Source organism: Pseudomonas sp. WS 5146 (assembly GCF_012985495.1).
GTDB classification, from domain to species: domain Bacteria; phylum Pseudomonadota; class Gammaproteobacteria; order Pseudomonadales; family Pseudomonadaceae; genus Aquipseudomonas; species Aquipseudomonas edaphica.
The window spans coordinates 168,981-186,005 of the sequence record NZ_JAAQWL010000008.1 but is presented as its reverse complement, the minus strand read 5'-3'; the positions used below and the strand labels follow the sequence as shown (position 1 = coordinate 186,005).

At 59.8% G+C, this 17,025-nt stretch carries 16 protein-coding genes; 11 read left to right on the top strand and 5 right to left on the bottom strand.

The genetic code is table 11. The features are described from left to right. Positions 1 to 13: 13 nt before the first annotated feature. The gene (locus tag HBO41_RS20725) at positions 14 to 1,009 is read right to left on the bottom strand and encodes a metalloregulator ArsR/SmtB family transcription factor (protein ID WP_169987537.1); all 996 of its coding nucleotides are present in this window, start codon (positions 1,007 to 1,009) and stop codon (positions 14 to 16) included. A gap of 259 nt (positions 1,010 to 1,268) precedes the next feature. On the opposite strand from HBO41_RS20725, the gene tkt reads away from it, so the two are divergent. The 6 genes from tkt to fba all read left to right on the top strand — a co-directional run bounded on the left by tkt (position 1,269) and on the right by fba (position 7,637). Beyond that, entirely contained in the window at positions 1,269 to 3,266 is a 1,998-nt protein-coding gene (gene tkt, locus HBO41_RS20720) for a transketolase (RefSeq protein ID WP_138453924.1), read from the top strand. A 138-nt stretch (positions 3,267 to 3,404) separates the two neighbouring features. Further along, a complete protein-coding gene (gene epd, locus HBO41_RS20715; protein WP_017139397.1) occupies positions 3,405 to 4,460 on the top strand; it encodes an erythrose-4-phosphate dehydrogenase in 1,056 nt (351 codons plus the stop codon). A gap of 17 nt (positions 4,461 to 4,477) precedes the next feature. Continuing rightward, complete coding sequence (locus HBO41_RS20710) at positions 4,478 to 5,641, top strand: phosphoglycerate kinase (protein WP_099550363.1); 1,164 nt, start codon at positions 4,478 to 4,480, stop codon at positions 5,639 to 5,641. A 29-nt stretch (positions 5,642 to 5,670) separates the two neighbouring features. After that, complete coding sequence (locus HBO41_RS20705; protein WP_056857743.1) at positions 5,671 to 5,898, top strand: hypothetical protein; 228 nt, start codon at positions 5,671 to 5,673, stop codon at positions 5,896 to 5,898. Positions 5,899 to 5,960: 62 nt separating this feature from the next. Continuing rightward, entirely contained in the window at positions 5,961 to 6,296 is a 336-nt protein-coding gene (locus tag HBO41_RS20700) for an MliC family protein (protein ID WP_017139394.1), read from the top strand. Positions 6,297 to 6,572: 276 nt separating this feature from the next. Beyond that, positions 6,573 to 7,637 (top strand): class II fructose-bisphosphate aldolase, encoded by a 1,065-nt coding sequence (fba, locus tag HBO41_RS20695; RefSeq protein WP_003177554.1) that lies wholly within the window; start codon positions 6,573 to 6,575, stop codon positions 7,635 to 7,637. Between the two features lie 60 nt (positions 7,638 to 7,697). Here fba and HBO41_RS20690 read toward each other — a convergent pair whose 3' ends face one another. Continuing rightward, a complete protein-coding gene (locus HBO41_RS20690) occupies positions 7,698 to 7,985 on the bottom strand; it encodes a hypothetical protein (protein ID WP_017139393.1) in 288 nt (95 codons plus the stop codon). Between the two features lie 659 nt (positions 7,986 to 8,644). Between HBO41_RS20690 and HBO41_RS20680 the strand changes: the two genes are divergently transcribed. Next, positions 8,645 to 9,046, top strand: coding sequence for a hypothetical protein (locus HBO41_RS20680; RefSeq protein ID WP_017139392.1), 402 nt, complete (start codon positions 8,645 to 8,647; stop codon positions 9,044 to 9,046). A 43-nt stretch (positions 9,047 to 9,089) separates the two neighbouring features. Here the strand turns inward: HBO41_RS20680 and HBO41_RS20675 are convergent, their stop codons facing one another. Continuing rightward, positions 9,090 to 9,755, bottom strand: a complete 666-nt coding sequence (locus HBO41_RS20675; RefSeq protein ID WP_017139391.1) for a polysaccharide lyase family 7 protein — start codon at positions 9,753 to 9,755, stop codon at positions 9,090 to 9,092. Positions 9,756 to 10,065: 310 nt separating this feature from the next. On the opposite strand from HBO41_RS20675, the gene HBO41_RS20670 reads away from it, so the two are divergent. The 3 genes from HBO41_RS20670 to HBO41_RS20660 are packed head-to-tail and all read left to right on the top strand — an operon-like array spanning position 10,066 to position 13,029. Next, positions 10,066 to 12,171, top strand: coding sequence for a bifunctional diguanylate cyclase/phosphodiesterase (locus tag HBO41_RS20670; protein WP_169987535.1), 2,106 nt, complete (start codon positions 10,066 to 10,068; stop codon positions 12,169 to 12,171). Between the two features lie 42 nt (positions 12,172 to 12,213). Further along, positions 12,214 to 12,714: a M48 family metallopeptidase gene (locus HBO41_RS20665; protein ID WP_017139389.1), complete on the top strand. Its 501-nt coding sequence runs from the start codon at positions 12,214 to 12,216 to the stop codon at positions 12,712 to 12,714. An 18-nt stretch (positions 12,715 to 12,732) separates the two neighbouring features. Next, positions 12,733 to 13,029, top strand: coding sequence for a helix-turn-helix domain-containing protein (locus HBO41_RS20660; RefSeq protein ID WP_017139388.1), 297 nt, complete (start codon positions 12,733 to 12,735; stop codon positions 13,027 to 13,029). Positions 13,030 to 13,132: 103 nt separating this feature from the next. Here HBO41_RS20660 and HBO41_RS20655 read toward each other — a convergent pair whose 3' ends face one another. After that, positions 13,133 to 13,585 (bottom strand): GNAT family N-acetyltransferase, encoded by a 453-nt coding sequence (locus HBO41_RS20655; RefSeq protein ID WP_017139387.1) that lies wholly within the window; start codon positions 13,583 to 13,585, stop codon positions 13,133 to 13,135. 198 nt (positions 13,586 to 13,783) lie between these two features. On the opposite strand from HBO41_RS20655, the gene HBO41_RS20650 reads away from it, so the two are divergent. Further along, entirely contained in the window at positions 13,784 to 14,521 is a 738-nt protein-coding gene (locus tag HBO41_RS20650) for an ABC transporter substrate-binding protein (RefSeq protein WP_017139386.1), read from the top strand. A gap of 94 nt (positions 14,522 to 14,615) precedes the next feature. Here the strand turns inward: HBO41_RS20650 and yccS are convergent, their stop codons facing one another. Continuing rightward, a complete protein-coding gene (yccS, locus tag HBO41_RS20645) occupies positions 14,616 to 16,799 on the bottom strand; it encodes a YccS family putative transporter (protein ID WP_138451593.1) in 2,184 nt (727 codons plus the stop codon). Positions 16,800 to 17,025 lie beyond the last annotated feature (226 nt).

The window sequence follows — 17,025 nt, the reverse complement described above, 5'->3', positions numbered from 1 at the left end:
GTTTTCCTGATATTTACCGATGGTGAGTGTCGCCAGTCGGTCGCTGAAAGTGGCGGACCTGGATCTGGAAACCATTACGTAAACCTACATAGAGGCTTTCCCCGGGAACGAGTCCCGCAGCGGTGGCCCAACGGGCCAGATCGTCCTGTTCAAAACCCAACCAGAGATCACCGCAGGCCTCCTTGGCCCAATTCTGGTTGTGGCTGCATAAATCTGTGACCAGCAGGCTGCCGCCCGGTTGCAGCAAATTCGCCATCTGCTTGAGGGCTTCGGCGGGGGCCGCAAAATGGTGCAAGACCATGTTCAGCACCACACAATCGGCCAGCAGGCTGGTGTCATTCAACGCGTCGGCCAACTGCAGGCTGACGTTGCCCAGCGCTTCGCGCTCGCACAGCTGGCGCGCGAGTTCAAGCATCGCCGGGCTGTTGTCCAGCGCGGTCACCTGCTTGAAGCGACGTGCCAGTTCCGGCAGGAAGCCACCGTCGCCGGGGCCAACTTCCAACGCCGTCGCCTCATCACTGAAGCTCAGCTTGTCCAACAGCGCCAGTACGCTTTCGCGGTATTGGGGCAAACCGGCGATCAAGTCCTGTTGGGCGCGAAACTTCTCGGCTACCCGTGAGAAAAAGTCCTGACTGGCGGCGGCGCGTTGCCCGTGGACCTGGCTGATGCGCGACTGCACATCGCTGGGCAGGCCCAAACTGTCTACCTCTTCGAGCAGGGCAGCGTGCAGCTTGCCGCCGAGCAGCTCGGTGTGGGGCAGGGCGCGGCGATAGAAAATCGCATTGCCTTCGCGGCGCGTAGCCACCAGCTCGGCCTGGGCCAGCACCTTGAGGTGGTGGCTCATGCCGGATTGGCCGATGGCGAAGATCTGCGCCAGTTCCAGCACCCCAAAAGAGTCGTTGGCCAGTGCGCGCAACACGTTCAGGCGCAACGAATCACCAGCGGCCTTGCATAAGGCAGCCAGCTCATCGCCGTCGTCGGGACGCAGGGAGGGCACGGGTAGGTTCATAAGGCCAGCAGTCTAGTGACGGGTGGAAATCCCCGCAAGGCCAATATCAAAAAGTTTTGATATTGGTCGATAATCGGTAGTTATAAGCAGCCGCTATAACCTTTAGACGAACCGGTGGGCTGTTTCTGCAAGCCAATGCCGGGTAAACCGCAGGAAAAACACCTACAAGTGACTATCTGTCATTGCCCGCAGGCGGTGGCTGAGGGAAAATGCCGGTCCTTTTTTCCGTTTCTTCTACTCAAACTCCAGGAGATCAGCGATGCCCAGCCGTCGTGAGCGTGCCAACGCCATTCGTGCCCTCAGCATGGATGCCGTGCAAAAAGCCAACAGCGGCCATCCCGGTGCCCCGATGGGCATGGCGGATATCGCCGAGGTACTTTGGCGTGACTACCTGAAGCACAACCCGAGCAACCCGTCGTTCGCTGACCGTGACCGCTTCGTGCTGTCCAACGGCCACGGCTCGATGCTGATCTACTCGCTGCTGCACCTGACCGGCTACGACGTCACCATCGATGACCTCAAGAGCTTCCGCCAGCTGCACAGCCGCACCCCGGGCCACCCGGAATTCGGCTACACCCCAGGCGTCGAGACCACCACTGGCCCGCTGGGCCAGGGCCTGGCCAACGCCGTGGGTTTTGCGCTGGCGGAAAAAGTATTGGGCGCGCAGTTCAACCGCCCTGGCCACAACATTGTCGACCACCACACCTACGTGTTCCTGGGTGATGGCTGCATGATGGAAGGCATTTCCCACGAAGTCGCTTCCCTGGCCGGCACCCTGGGCCTGGGCAAGCTGATTGCCTTCTACGATGACAACGGCATCTCCATCGACGGCGAAGTCGAAGGCTGGTTCACCGACGACACGCCAAAGCGTTTCGAAGCCTACAACTGGCAGGTGATCCGCAACGTTGACGGTCACGATCCGGAAGAGATCAAGACCGCCATCGACACCGCGCGCAAGAGCGAGCAGCCGACCCTGATCTGCTGCAAGACCATCATCGGTTTCGGCTCGCCGAACAAGCAAGGTAAAGAAGACTGCCACGGCGCCCCACTGGGTGACGCGGAAATTGCCTTGGCTCGCGAAGCGCTGAAGTGGAACCATGGCCCGTTCGAAATCCCGGCTGACATCTACGCCGAGTGGAGCGCCAAGGAAAAAGGCCTGGCCGCCGAAGCCGAGTGGGACCAGCGTTTTGCTGCCTACTCCGCCGAATTCCCGGAATTGGCCAACGAGCTGGTGCGCCGCCTGGCCGGTGACCTGCCTGCCGACTTCTCGGAAAAAGCCTCGGCCTACATCGCCGAAGTCGCGGCCAAGGGCGAGACCATCGCCAGCCGTAAAGCCAGCCAGAACACCCTGAACGCCTTTGGCCCATTGCTGCCTGAGATCCTCGGCGGTTCGGCTGACCTGGCCGGTTCCAACCTGACCCTGTGGAAAGGTTGCAAAGGTGTCTCGGCCGAAGACGCCAGCGGCAACTACATGTACTACGGCGTGCGCGAGTTCGGCATGAGCGCCATCATGAACGGCGTGTCCCTGCACGGCGGCCTGGTGCCTTACGGCGCGACCTTCCTGATGTTCATGGAATACGCGCGTAATGCGGTACGTATGGCCGCGCTGATGAAGAAGCGGGTGATCCATGTGTACACCCACGACTCCATCGGCCTGGGCGAAGACGGCCCGACGCACCAGCCGGTCGAGCAACTGACCAGCCTGCGTACCACGCCGAACCTGGATTGCTGGCGCCCAGCCGACGCCGTGGAATCGGCCGTGGCCTGGAAGCACGCGATCGAGCGTAAGGACGGCCCTTCGGCGCTGATCTTCTCGCGTCAGAACCTGCAACACCAAGTGCGTACCGACGCGCAGATCGCCAACATCAGCCGTGGCGGTTATGTGCTTAAAGACTGCATCGGCGAGCCGGAACTGATCCTGATCTCCACAGGCTCCGAAGTCGGCCTGACTGTTCAGGCCTACGACAAGCTGACCGCCCAGGGCCGCAATGTTCGCGTTGTGTCCATGCCGTGCACCAGCCTGTTCGAAGCCCAGGATGCCGACTACAAGCAATCGGTATTGCCGTTGCAGGTCAGCGCACGTATCGCCATCGAAGCGGCTCACGCCGACTACTGGTACAAGTACGTGGGCCTGGAAGGCCGCGTGATCGGCATGACCACCTACGGTGAGTCGGCGCCGGCGCCAGCGTTGTTCGAAGAATTCGGTTTCACCCTGGAAAACATCCTGGGTCAGGCTGAAGAGCTGCTGGAAGACTAAGTCAGTCTGCGTTGTCTGTACTGGCGCCATCGCGGGCAAGCCCGCTCCCACATTTGGATTACGGTCTAATGTGGGAGCGGGCTTGCCCGCGATGGCGTCAGAACATTCGACACCGAACTCACCTTGATCGAGAACCCCATGCCTCAACCGCGTCCCTACAAAGTTGCACTCAACGGCTACGGCCGCATTGGTCGTTGCGTCTTGCGTGCTCTGTTCGAGCGAGGGGCGGCGGCCGGGTTTGAAATTGTGGCGATCAACGATTTGGCTGACATGGCCAGCATCGAATACCTGACACGCTTTGACTCCACCCACGGCCGCTTCCCCGGCGAAGTGCGGGTCGAGGGCGATTGTCTGCATATTAATGGCACCTGCGTGAAGGTCTTGCGCAGTGCCACCCCCGAAGGCATCGACTGGAAAGCACTGGGCGTTGACCTGGTGCTGGAATGTTCCGGTGTCTATCACACCCGTGCCGATGGCCAGCGTTTTCTCGACGCCGGCGCACCGCGTGTGCTGTTTTCCCAGCCGATGGCCAGCGAGGCGGATGTGGACGCCACCATCGTCTACGGTATCAACCAGGATTGCCTGACCGGCGATGAACTGCTGGTGTCCAACGCCTCCTGCACCACCAACTGCAGCGTGCCGCTGTTGCGCCTGCTGGATCAGGCGATCGGTATCGATTATGTGTCGATCACCACGATTCACTCGGCGATGAACGACCAGCCGGTGATCGACGCCTATCATCATGAAGACCTGCGCCGCACGCGCTCGGCGTTCCAGTCGGTGATTCCGGTGTCTACCGGCCTGGCCCGTGGCATCGAGCGACTGTTGCCGGAACTTGCCGGGCGAATCCAGGCCAAAGCCGTACGGGTGCCGACGGTGAATGTGTCCTGTCTGGACATCACCATGCAAACCGTCAGCGACACTGACGCGACGGAGGTCAACCGGATCTTGCGCGACGCCGCCACCAGCGGCCCGCTCAAAGGCCTGCTGGCCTACACCGAGTTGCCGCACGCCAGTTGTGATTTCAACCATGACCCGCATTCGGCGATTGTCGATGCCAGCCAGACCCGTGTTTCCGGCCCCAGGCTGGTGAACATCCTGGCGTGGTTCGACAACGAATGGGGTTTTGCCAACCGCATGCTGGATGTGGCAGAGCACTATCTGCACATCGCTTCTAAACAACCTCAACAGTAATTCAGGAACTGCGACCCATGACCGTGTTGAAGATGACCGACCTCGATCTGCAAGGTAAGCGCGTACTGATTCGCGAAGACCTCAACGTCCCAGTCAAGGACGGTGTTGTCACCAGCGATGCGCGAATCCTGGCCTCGCTGCCGACCATCAAGCTGGCCCTGGAAAAAGGCGCGGCCGTGATGGTCTGCTCCCACCTGGGTCGCCCGACCGAAGGTGAGTTCAGCGCCGAAAACAGCCTCAAGCCTGTAGCCGACTACCTGAGCAAGGCCCTGGGCCGCGACGTGCCGCTGGTAGCCGACTACCTGGGCGGCGTCTCTGTTGCGCCTGGTGATATCGTGCTGTTCGAAAACGTGCGCTTTAACAAAGGCGAGAAAAAGAACAGCGACGAACTGGCCCAGCAATACGCGGCCCTGTGCGACGTGTTTGTGATGGACGCTTTCGGCACCGCGCACCGCGCCGAAGGCTCGACCCACGGCGTGGCCAAGTTCGCTAAAGTTGCCGCGGCTGGCCCATTGCTGGCTGCTGAGCTGGATGCATTGGGCAAGGCGCTGGGTGCTCCGGCACAACCGATGGCTGCCATCGTGGCCGGCTCCAAAGTGTCGACCAAGCTGGACGTGCTCAACAGCCTCAGCCAGATCTGCAACCAGCTGATCGTCGGCGGCGGCATCGCCAACACCTTCCTGGCCGCAGCCGGGCATCCGGTGGGCAAGTCGCTGTACGAGCCAGACCTGCTCGACACTGCCCGCGCCATCGCCGCCAAAGTCAGCGTGCCGCTGCCGGTGGACGTGGTGGTTGCCAAGGAATTCGCTGAAAGCGCCGAAGCCACCGTCAAGCTGATTGCTGACGTGGCGGCTGACGACATGATCCTGGATATCGGCCCACAAACGGCGGCTAACTTTGCGCAACTGCTGAAAGCCTCCCAGACCATTCTGTGGAACGGCCCGGTCGGTGTGTTTGAGTTCGACCAGTTCGGCAACGGCACCAAAGTGCTGGCCAAGGCGATTGCCGAAAGCTCGGCATTCTCCATCGCCGGCGGCGGTGACACCCTGGCCGCCATCGATAAATATGGCGTTGCTGACCAGATCTCCTACATTTCTACCGGTGGCGGCGCTTTCCTCGAATTCGTCGAAGGCAAAGTGTTGCCGGCCGTTGAAGTGCTGGAAACCCGAGCCAAAGGTTAAGGCTCGTGATCCGGAAAAGGAGCATTCCCATGATCAAGTCGTTGGCACTGGTGATCGCAGCGGGCCTGTTGGCCGGCTGCGGCAGCACGCCAAGCGCTGCGCCCGAGGCGCAAGCGCCTGGGGCTGCGCCGAAAAAAAGCTGCTACCAGGCCGACTGGCAGGCCGAAACCATGCCGGTGATCAACAAACGCATCGGCAATGAACGGCTGGAACAATACGACGCCGCGCCCAACGGTCAGGAACAGGGTTGCCCATGACGGGTCTGATCAACTAACCGACAGCAGTGGCGGCCCTTGGGGTCGTCGTTCGAGGAGTGGCAATGAAAGGCGTTTTCGCCCTCGCAGCCCTGGCCTTGTTGGCCGGTTGCAGCAGCATGAACATGTTCAACAAGGCCGCAGAACCGGCAGACAAATGGACCACCTGGACCTGCGACAGCAAGGCCGAGGTCAACTGGCACTTTACCAATGCGGCACGTTCCGAAGTGGATGTACGCCTCGGTGGTTCGGACCAGGTTTATCGCCTTAAACAAGAGGTTGCCGCCTCGGGCGTGCTGTACAGCGACGGCCAGCTGGCGTTTCACACAAAAGGTGAGGAAGGCCTGGTTTACTGGGTCGCCACCGATGATTTGATTGGGCGTGGCTGTAAGGCCCAGTAAGAACACGGTCTCAAAATAGATGAGATCAAAATGTGGGAGCTGGCTTGCCTGCGATTGCGGTGGGTCAGCAAAACAAATGTTGTCTGATCTGCCCCCATCGCAGGCAAGCCAGCTCCCACATTGATCCGGTTCCAAAGTCACTTATGTGCGAACCGGACACTGCAATAACGATTCAGCAGCTCAAGCTTAACCCCTTGATCTGCAATAACTTGAATAGCAGCCGCCGCTACGGCAGGCTTGCACGATTAACGACCCTCGACCGGGAGAGACAACACAATGGCACTTATCAGCATGCGTCAAATGCTGGACCACGCAGCCGAGTTCGGCTACGGCGTCCCAGCCTTTAACGTCAACAACCTTGAGCAGATGCGCGCCATCATGGAAGCCGCTGACAAGACCGACTCCCCCGTGATCGTCCAGGCTTCGGCCGGTGCGCGCAAATACGCCGGCGCCCCGTTCCTGCGTCACCTGATCCTCGCCGCTATCGAAGAATTCCCGCACATCCCGGTGTGCATGCACCAGGACCACGGCACCAGCCCTGACGTGTGCCAGCGCTCCATCCAACTGGGTTTCAGCTCGGTAATGATGGACGGCTCCCTGGGCGAAGACGGCAAGACCCCAACCGACTACGAGTACAACGTGCGCGTAACCCAGCAAACCGTGGCCATGGCTCACGCCTGTGGGGTTTCGGTTGAAGGCGAGCTGGGCTGCCTGGGTTCCCTGGAAACCGGTATGGCCGGCGAAGAAGACGGCATCGGCGCCGAAGGCGTGCTGGATCACAGCCAGATGCTGACCGACCCGGAAGAAGCCGCTGACTTCGTGAAGAAAACCCAAGTTGATGCCCTGGCCATCGCCATCGGCACCAGCCACGGCGCCTACAAGTTCACCAAGCCACCTACCGGTGACGTGCTGGCTATCGACCGCATCAAGGAAATCCACAAACGCATTCCGAACACCCACCTGGTGATGCACGGCTCTTCCTCGGTCCCGCAAGAATGGTTGGCGATCATCAACCAGTACGGCGGCGACATCAAAGAAACCTACGGCGTGCCGGTTGAAGAAATCGTCGAAGGCATCAAGTACGGCGTGCGCAAGGTCAACATCGACACCGACCTGCGCCTGGCATCCACCGGCGCAATGCGTCGCCTGATGGCTACCAACCCGAGCGAATTTGACCCACGTAAATTCTTCGGCGCTACCGTAACGGCCATGCGTGATGTATGTATCGCTCGCTACGAAGCGTTTGGTACTGCCGGTAATGCTTCGAAGATCAAGCCGATCTCGTTGGAAGCGATGTACCAGCGTTACCTGAAAGGTGAGTTGAACGCCAAGGTGAACTGAGCCTTGAGCGTTTAAAAAGAAGCCCGCAGCGATGCGGGCTTTTTTGTGGCCGGGATTTGATCAGGCAGCGGTATCGAAACCTCGGTGCTCAATGACGCGGAACACGTCGCTCACGTCCTGCACCAGAATGCGTGCGGTATTGGCCACGTTATTCAGGTCGCGCTCGGCGAAGTCCGGGAGGCTGGAGCAGGCCATCAGGTTGAGGTGTTCGAGGGCGGCGTTGAGGCGTTCGCGCAGGCAGGCGTGGAGGTCGGGCAGTGGGGCGGCGCTGTCGATCAAGAGCACCGGTGAATCGGTGGCGGATTCGGTGCAGGGGTAGAAGCGGCGGGGCGGTAATGGGTCGGTCATGGTGAATATTCCTCGTATCTAGAAGGACTACCGCCGATCGCTGCGAAACGAATGGGTGGTAGCTGTGTGCGGGTTCGCAGACCGAGGATACGAGGAACCCGGCAGACCCGAAGGTCTCCCACACACAGCCACCATAAAGTAAACGTCGGGCGCAGAAGCGCTCCTCGTTGCATTCATGATGCTCGGTTACACACGTATCGTTAGGGCTGCGAAACCCTATCGCTGTTCTCAGCGACGGGGCGAACTATAAGCGGCGATCTGTCCGCCCGCAACGGTCGTGTAGGACCAACCTCGATCCCCGAACCGATGGAGATCCAATGTGGGAGCCGGGCTTGCCCGCGATGGCGGTGTGTCAGGCACTGCTGATGGTGGCTGATACACCGCCATCGCGGGCAAGCCCGGCTCCCACAGGGTTCGGTGGTGTGTTTAAGAGGTCGGAGTAATCAGGGAATAGTCTTGGTGTTTGTCGGAGTTTGCCTACGAATAGTGGCGACTCAACAGTTGTTTGCGATCGGAAGCATCCTAAAGCCGGTCAGTAGAACGCACAGTGTCTTGATGGTTTTTCTGTTTTATTTGTACACCATTGAAAGTGCGCTTTTATCGCCTTCGAATCATTTAAGGTTGGGCTTTGAAATGTATTCGATGAGAGAGAAGTGATAATGAACTTTATTAAAGTTGCTGGCATTTTCATAGCGTTGATGGCAGTGGGCTCTGCTGCGTCGGTCTATGGGAAAGGCAGGGTATATACAGCGTCTGTTGACGATAAGGGAACGGTCTATGCGCAATCGCCCACGTGGATTAAAGAAGTAAAATTGACTGCGCAACCTGACTACTTTTCAGAGTATAAAGTTAGATTCGTGCCCGGTGTTTTTAAAGAGGTGCCGAGCTTCTGTACGGTGTCGGTGACGGATGTGTACTCTAATGAACGTATCTTCTATGGTCACGCCAAGTTGGGTGGGCTGCCGGCGATCAATTACATTAATGTATTGACACTCATGGTGGGTGATAACAAACCCGCCGGCGATTCTTCAATGGGCTTTATGCTGATGTGCGTTGATTAAACCCACTAAGAGGCCCCGTTACTAACGGGGCTTCTTTCACGCTCTACTCGTGATCAATATCTAACTTGGCAAACGTCACCCGTGCGCCTTCCTTGCTGTCGCCGCTGTTGTCCTGCACATACACCCCTGCCTTGAAGTACAGCGGTTTCGCACCCCACGCGGCGCCTATGCGCTCGTTCCATTCGCCATCTGCGGCATACACATTGAGCAGCCCGGCTTTATTGAGGTTGATCACGTAGGTAAAGCTTTTGTTGAGTGGCACATTGGAGGCGACGGTGACCACGCGCCCCTCACCATCATCCGGGCGCATGCGCACCTTGGCGACGATGTTGCCGGTCTGGGTTTTTTCCTTGAATTGATACTCCAGTTTGATCAGCGGTTTCTGGCTGTCATACGCGTGGATCTGGCCGATGACCACTTTGCCGCTGGAGGGCACCTGGTTGACGGCCACGGTGGCGCGCAGGAAGTTGTTGGCTTCGTTGTAAGTCCAGTTGCGCAGGCGCCCATCGGCGTAGGTTTCGCGTAACTCGCTGCGTGGGTAGATGGCGTTTTCGGTGCGGGTGCCGGTCACGGGTGTCCAGAATTGCACGTTGCTGCCTTCGGCCTGGAAGTACTGGTCCTTGAAGCCGCTCAGCAGCTTGGGGGTGTCGATGGTCGTGGGCGGGGAGCCGACCGGGATGCTGAGGTTCCAGGTGGAAAGGTCGATCATGGTGTTGGCCTTTTACAGAGGGTGAAGGCTTTAGCCCGAGGGCTGTACAGGTTCTTTATAGGCGGTGGTTGTCCGGTTGTTAAACAGTTTGTGGCAAATTATTGGCGTCAGCTAAATGCCAAAAAGCCATGTTTCCCACAGGCCGTGGGCTGTAGGGCTTGACCGTTAGTCGGCTTCCTGAGCTTTGGCGCAATGATGGCATCCACGTCACTTCTGCTTTTTTTAAAGCGGGGCTAGAGTGAGCCCTCAGTGTTTGTCCGGTTTTTGTAGCAGAAGTGACCGGTGCAGCCCCTCAAGGAAGAGACGTAGCATGGATTGCGCTCCACACCCCGGCGATGGCAGTTCGGTTCTTTTGGTCGTCGATGACTACCCGGAAAACCTCATCAGCATGCGTGCGCTTTTGCAGCGTGAAGACTGGCACGTGATCACGGCCGCTTCCGGGCTGGAAGCCTTGGAGTTGCTGCTTGCCCACGAGGTCGACCTGGTCTTGCTGGATGTACGCATGCCCGGCATGGATGGCTTTGAAGTCGCACGCCTGATGCGTGGCAGCCAGCGCACACGCATGACGCCGATTATCTTTCTCACGGCCCACGCCCAATCGTCCGCCGCTGTGCAGGAAGGCTATGCCAGCGGCGCAATCGACTATCTGTTCAAACCCTTTGACCCGCATGTCCTCAAGCCCAAGGTTCAGGCTCTGCTGGAGCAGCAGCGCAACCGCCGTGCCTTGCAGCGCCTGAGCCACGACCTGGAGTTGGCGCGTGCCTTCAACGCCTCGGTGCTCGACAACGCCGCCGAAGGCCTGTTGGTGGTGGGCGAGGGCAGTGTGATCGAGTACGCCAACCCGGCTATTTCACGCTTGCTGAACGCCACCATGGCCGAGTTGCAGGGCGAGAGCTTCTTGAGTTTCCTGCAAAAGCCCCATGTGCCCGCGTGGTTGAGTTTCCCGATGTACGAGGCATACCGCCGGGGTGAAACGTGGCGTCAGCACGACGCGATTTTGCGCACCGGCCGTGGTCAGCAGGTGCCCGTGGCGTTGTCCTGTGCACCGCTGCCCGCCGAGCAGAAGGCCATGGTGGTGACCGTGCTGGACATGTCCGAGGTACGCCATCTGCACCAGCAGTTGGAGTTCCAGGCCGTGACCGATCCGTTGACGGGGCTGTTGAACCGGCGCGGCTTTCACCAGGCGGTGGAGAACATCTTGCTGCGCAGCGAGCGTAACGAGCAGTCGCTGGTGTTGCTGTATCTGGACCTGGACGGTTTCAAACGGGTCAATGACTCGTTGGGCCACGACGCGGGTGACCGCGTGCTGCGCTGGGTCTCGGAGCAGATGCAGGCCTGCTTGCGCTCCTGCGACATTCTCGGGCGTATGGGCGGGGATGAGTTCACCGCATTGCTGGAGTTGGAGTGCCCGGAGCAGGCCGCCAAGATTTCGGAAAAACTGATCGAAAGAGTGTCTGTGTGCCAGCAAGTGGACGGTTTGGAGGTGATGCTCGGCGTCAGCATCGGCATCGCGACGTTCCCGGACTGCGGCTCCGACCTGAGCGGCCTGTTGCGTGCGGCGGATATCGCCATGTACGAAGCCAAGCGCGCGGGCCGTCAGCAATATCGCTATTACGATCAGGAAATGAACGGCCGCGCCCGTTCGCGGTTGATGCTGGAAGACAGCGTGCGCACCGCGATTCACAACAAGGACTTCACCCTGGTCTACCAGCCCCAGGTCTCGTTGGAAGACGGGCGCTTGCGCGGTGTCGAGGCGCTGCTGCGCTGGCAGCACCCCAGCGTCGGCGATGTGCCGCCGGGCTTATTCTTGCCGCTGCTTGAAGAGGCGCGGCTGATCAGCCAGTTGAGCGCCTGGATCTACCAGCAAGTCGCTGCCCAGCGCCAAGCCTGGCAAGCCACCTTCGATCAAGAGTTGGTGCTGAGCGTGAGCTTGAGTGCCAGCCAGTTCAATATGCCCAACCTCGCCAGCCAACTGCAGCAGGTACTCGAGCGGCATGGCTTACAGGGTCGCCAGCTGGAGGTGGAAATCAGCGAAGACAGCCTGATGAGTAACCTGGAAGAGACCCATAAGCAGCTTAAGTTATTGCGCCAGATCGGCGTGCGCATTGCCTTGGATGACTTCGGCCTGGGCCAATGCTCCCTGGCCCACCTGCGGGACCTGGAGTTCGATACGCTCAAGCTCGACCCGCAACTGGTGGCGCGCCTGCCAGGCTCGGTAAGGGACGCGGCAATGGCGCGCAGTATCATCCAGTTATGCGCACATTTTGAGGTGTTGGTGATCGCCGAGGGTGTGGAAACCCTCGAGCAGTCAACGTGGCTCAAGGCCAATGGCTGCGCATTTATTCAGGGGCCGTTGGCTGCCCAACCGTTGGTGGCGGAGGAAGTGGCTGCCTGGTCCCACCCTCGTCTGCTGTGAATTCGCTACACTGGCGGCCTTCAAACCCTGTTGCAGAACCCCATGACCGCGCTGAAATACCTCCAGGCCTACCCCGCAGCGCTCCAGGAGCAAGTGCGCCAATTGATCGCCAAGGACCAATTGGGCGCCTACCTGGAGCAACGCTACCCCGAGCGCCACGGCGTGCAGAGCGACAAGGCGTTATACAGCTATGCCCTGGCGTTGAAGCAGGAACACTTGCGCAACGCGCCGGCCATCGACAAAGTGCTGTTCGACAACCGCCTGGACCTCACCCACCGCGCCCTGGGCCTGCACACCACGATTTCACGGGTGCAGGGCGGCAACCTCAAAGCCAAGAAAGAAATCCGCATTGCGGCGCTGTTCAAGGAAGCCGCACCGGAGTTTCTGCGCATGATCGTGGTGCACGAGCTGGCGCACTTCAAGGAATCGGACCACAACAAGGCGTTTTATAAACTCTGTGAGTACATGATGCCGGGCTACCATCAGGTGGAGTTCGACCTGCGGGTGTACCTCACGTATCGCGACTTGCAGGGCAAGCCCTAACTTCAAAAGGCGTCGAGCATGGATGTGAGCAAGACCAAAAGCAGTTTCTACCGCCGCCTGTATGTGGCCTACCTGATCGACAGCGGCCAGGCCAGCAGCGTGCCGGCACTCACCGACGCCACCGGGATGCCACGGCGCACGGCGCAGGACACGATTGCGGCGTTGGCTGATCTGGATATTGTGTGTGAGTTTGAGCAGGAGGATGGTGCGCGCAATCATGCCGGGCGTTATCGGATTCGTAGCTGGGGCGCGATTGATCGGCGCTGGATCGAGGCGAACCTTGCGGCGGTCAAGCAGGTGTTGGGTTATCCCTGAACCGGGTGCTTGCAGCTCTGGCCTCATCGCAGGCAAGCCAGCTCCCACACTTGAAGTATTCGCAATTCAACGTGTGGGAGCTGGCTTGCCTGCGATGGCGTCCTTACTGGCGCCGCATACCAATATGGGGAATGTCATCCTCCAGGTATTCCTCACCCGCCACTTCAAACCCATACTTGCCGTAATACCCCTGCAAATGCGCCTGGGCTGACAGATAGATCGGCGTCTGCGGCCAGATGTCTTCAATGCGCTTGAGGGCTTCTTCCATCATCTGGTGCCCCAGGCCGGTACCGCGTGCCACCGGCGCGACGATCACCCGGCCAATCACCACATCACCGCCCTGGGATTCCGGGTCCAGCAGGCGCAGGTAGGCCACCAGCACGTCATCTTGCCAGGCCATCAAGTGGTGGGTATCGCCCGAAAGATCCTGCCCGTCGAGGTCTTGATAAACGCATTTTTGCTCGACGACAAACACCTCATTGCGCAGACGCATAATGGTGTACAGCTGCTCTTTGCCGAGGTCTTCGTGATGTTTGCAGACCCATTCAACCGTCATGGCGTTTTCCCTTATTAATGTCTGTGGCCGATAGTAAGCGCCGCCGCCCGTCCTGTCTAAATTGAGCATTTTTGTGAATGGCGTCAATTTGCCATCATTCAGTCCGATCGCCACAGGCTTCTTTGTGTAATCTGCAATACAGGCTCATTGATGAGCTACTGTTATCAGGCCAATGCCTGCCCGCCAAGGACTTTGAGCATGCCGCGATTTTCTCGTGCCGTTGCTTTAATAGGAGTGTTGCTGCTGGCTCAGCCGGCGGTGGCGCAGCGCCTGCGACTGGTAGCGGATGTATGGCCACCGTTTACCGATTCGACCTTGATCAACGGCGGCCTGGCCACTGATATTGTCAGTACGGCGCTGGCCCGAGCAGGCTATGCCAGTGATTTCGAACAAGTGCCATGGGCGCGGGCGCTGATGGGCGTGGGCGATGGCCGTTATGACGTGTTGATCAACGCCTGGTACGACGATGCCCGCACCAAGCTGGGCCAGTTTTCCGGCGAATACCTGATGAATCGCGTGCGGTTTATCAAGCGCCGCGACGACCCCATCGATTATCAGAACCTGGAGCAACTGCACGACGATCCCATCGCCGTGGTGCGCGGCTACGCCTATTCGGCGGCGTTCGACCAGGATGCGCAGTTGCAGAAAGTGCCGGTGCATAACTTCGCCATGGCGGTGCGTATGCTCGCGGCCAAACGCGTCAAGCTGACGCTGGAAGATGAGTTTGTGGCCCGCTATTACCTGGCGCGGGAGTCGCCACGGGTGCGCAACGCGGTGGAGTTTTTACCCAAGCCGTTGAGCGAGAACAGCCTGCATATTCTGGTGAGCCTGAAGAACCCGGAGCATGAACAGATCGTGGCCAGCTTTGATCGGGAGATTGCGCGGATGAAGGCAGATGGCAGTTATGCGCGGTTGATGAAGGAGCATGGGATGTAGTGTTTCTGCTGGCCCCATCGCAGGCAAGCCAGCTCCCACATTTTGAATGGCGAACACCTTCAAAGGTGGGAGCCGGCTTGCCTGCGATGGCGGTCTACGCTGCGCTGGTATCTTTGATCAAATGCGCCGCCAACGTGCGCAACGGCCCCAACTGCCGGCAAATCAACGCCAGTTGCGTCTGCACCAGCCGCTGCCCTTCATCGATCTCATCGGGCATCTGCTCCAGGTCCGCCGCCAACGCTTCCTCGGCATCACTCTGAATCGCGATGGGCTGCTTGTTGGCCAGCCCCGTGGCGATTTCGTCGATACTCGCCGCCAGGCTGTTACCGGCGCCGTCGATCAGATGTTCACGCACGTCGGCCGGTAATTGAGTCTCCCGATGCGCACCCAGCCCGGAAAGGTAACTGAGCAAGGTGTGCGACAGCACCAGAAAGCGGAAGCCCACATCGGCTTCCTTACGGAAATGCCCAGGTTCCATGAGCATATTCGCCAGCGTGGTCGACAGCGCCGCGTCGGCGTTGTGCGCATTGCGCCGCGCCAGCCGGTAGGCCAGGTCGTCGCGCTTGCCGGCGGCGTATTGCTGCATGATCTGGCGCAGGTAAATGCTGTTGCAGGTCAGGGTGTTGGCCAGCACTTTGTTCAGGCGCCGACCTTGCCAGTCCGGCAGGAACAGGAACACCGCCAGGCCTGCAATCAAGCTGCCCAGCAAGGTATCGAACAGGCGTGGCAGGAACAGCCCGTAACCGTCGCCCACCTGGTTGAAGCAGAACAGCACCATCAGGGTGATCGCCGCCGTGGCCAGGGTGTAGCGGGTGGTGCGGTTGATAAAGAACACCAGGCCTGCGGCGATGGCGAACATCGACTGCACCAAAGGGTTTGGGAACAGATCAAACAGCGCCCAGGCCACGGTCAGGCCGATGGCGGTGCCGATGATCCGCTGGCCCAGCTTGCGCCGCGTGGCGCCGTAGTTGGGTTGGCACACGAACAGGGTGGTGAGGATGATCCAGTAGCCTTGGGACGGGTGGATCAAGTGCACCATCCAATAGCCGATACTCAGTGCCAGCGGCAGGCGCAGGGCGTGACGGAACAGCAGTGACGTCGGCGTCAGTTGCGTGCGCAGGCGTGTCCACATTTCCTTGAGGTTGCGCGGGGCACGGTCCAGCAGGCTGCTGTCGGTGGCGTCGGCCAGGGAGTCGGGGTTGCTGGCATCGCCGAGCAGGCGGTCGAGGGTGGACAGGTTGGCGGCCAACGCACGCAACGAGCGCAACAGGCCACGCCAGGCCGGGTTGCTCTGGATGCGCAGGTGTTCCAGGGAGGCGTTCAGGTCGCCCAGGGCTTCAGCGAAGCTGTCGTCATAAATGAACGGCTGGCGCAGCTGGATCGATTCGGCCAGGGCCTGGCAGGCCTTGCCTTGCTGGCGCAACAGGCGCTGGCAGCGGAACAGCACGTCGCTGTGGAAGAAGGCTTCAGCCAGGGCGTTGTAAGGGTAGTGGGACGAGCTGGCGCGTTCGTGGATATCCTGGGCCAGAAAGTACAGCTTCAGGTAACGGCTGACTTTTGAGCCGGGGCGGCCATTGCCTACGCGGTGCAGGATGATTTCTTTCGCGGCATTCAGCGCCGCCACCACCCGGCCGTTTTGCTGGGCCAGTTCCAGGCGGCGCGCTTCCACATCCAGTTGGCGGATCGGCTCGAACAGCGACGATTTAAGCTTGAGGTAACGCCCCAGCTCCCGAAACAACCGCGCCAGGCTTTGCTGCACCGGCTGGTTGGAAAACAGCGCCTGCCACAGCACCGACAGCGCGCCATACCACGCGGCGCCGGCCACCAGCAGCAACGGCTCGTGCCAGAAGTCGGTGACGGCGCCACCGCGCTGGTCCACGCCGATCATGGTGTACACCGACAGAATCAACGTCGCTGAAGCAATCGCGCCATACCGTTCGCCCAACGCGCCGAGCATGGTCAGGCAGAAGCTGGCCAGGGCCAGGGCGATGGCGAAGATCCACGGATAAGGGAACAGCAGTTCAACCGACAGCGCGGCAACACTGAAACACACCAGCGTTACCGCCAACGCATTCAGGCGGCCCTGCCAACTGTCATCGGTCTCGGCCAGGGCGCTGGCGATAATCCCCAGGAATAGCGGGATCAGCAGGGTCATTTCGTTTTGATACCAGCACAGCGCCATGCTGCCGGTGAGGGCGATGAATACCCGAACGCTGTAACTGAATTTATCCAGCGCCCACAGGCGCCGCATGGACTGCTTGAACGAGGTCGATGACATGAAGTCTGGAGTCTTCCGGGACGATGCCGCTAAATTGAGCCAGTAATGACGCCACGGCAAGCGTGGCGATCACATGTAACAGCAAAATTTATTCCAGCCAACATCCTAAGAACACCACGAAACTACTGTGGGAGCTGGCTTGCCTGCGATAGCGGCGGTGAATCCAACACCGCTATCGCAGCGGTGCGACGATTCGACGAGCCAGCTCCCACCTGTTGACTGTGTA

Coding starts and splice junctions, on each gene's coding strand:
- HBO41_RS20725 (WP_169987537.1), bottom strand. CDS start 1,009: ATGAACCTACCCGTGCCCTCCCTGCGTCCCGACGACGGCGATGAGCTG.
- tkt (WP_138453924.1), top strand. CDS start 1,269: ATGCCCAGCCGTCGTGAGCGTGCCAACGCCATTCGTGCCCTCAGCATG.
- epd (WP_017139397.1), top strand. CDS start 3,405: ATGCCTCAACCGCGTCCCTACAAAGTTGCACTCAACGGCTACGGCCGC.
- HBO41_RS20710 (WP_099550363.1), top strand. CDS start 4,478: ATGACCGTGTTGAAGATGACCGACCTCGATCTGCAAGGTAAGCGCGTA.
- HBO41_RS20705 (WP_056857743.1), top strand. CDS start 5,671: ATGATCAAGTCGTTGGCACTGGTGATCGCAGCGGGCCTGTTGGCCGGC.
- HBO41_RS20700 (WP_017139394.1), top strand. CDS start 5,961: ATGAAAGGCGTTTTCGCCCTCGCAGCCCTGGCCTTGTTGGCCGGTTGC.
- fba (WP_003177554.1), top strand. CDS start 6,573: ATGGCACTTATCAGCATGCGTCAAATGCTGGACCACGCAGCCGAGTTC.
- HBO41_RS20690 (WP_017139393.1), bottom strand. CDS start 7,985: ATGACCGACCCATTACCGCCCCGCCGCTTCTACCCCTGCACCGAATCC.
- HBO41_RS20680 (WP_017139392.1), top strand. CDS start 8,645: ATGAACTTTATTAAAGTTGCTGGCATTTTCATAGCGTTGATGGCAGTG.
- HBO41_RS20675 (WP_017139391.1), bottom strand. CDS start 9,755: ATGATCGACCTTTCCACCTGGAACCTCAGCATCCCGGTCGGCTCCCCG.
- HBO41_RS20670 (WP_169987535.1), top strand. CDS start 10,066: ATGGATTGCGCTCCACACCCCGGCGATGGCAGTTCGGTTCTTTTGGTC.
- HBO41_RS20665 (WP_017139389.1), top strand. CDS start 12,214: ATGACCGCGCTGAAATACCTCCAGGCCTACCCCGCAGCGCTCCAGGAG.
- HBO41_RS20660 (WP_017139388.1), top strand. CDS start 12,733: ATGGATGTGAGCAAGACCAAAAGCAGTTTCTACCGCCGCCTGTATGTG.
- HBO41_RS20655 (WP_017139387.1), bottom strand. CDS start 13,585: ATGACGGTTGAATGGGTCTGCAAACATCACGAAGACCTCGGCAAAGAG.
- HBO41_RS20650 (WP_017139386.1), top strand. CDS start 13,784: ATGCCGCGATTTTCTCGTGCCGTTGCTTTAATAGGAGTGTTGCTGCTG.
- yccS (WP_138451593.1), bottom strand. CDS start 16,799: ATGTCATCGACCTCGTTCAAGCAGTCCATGCGGCGCCTGTGGGCGCTG.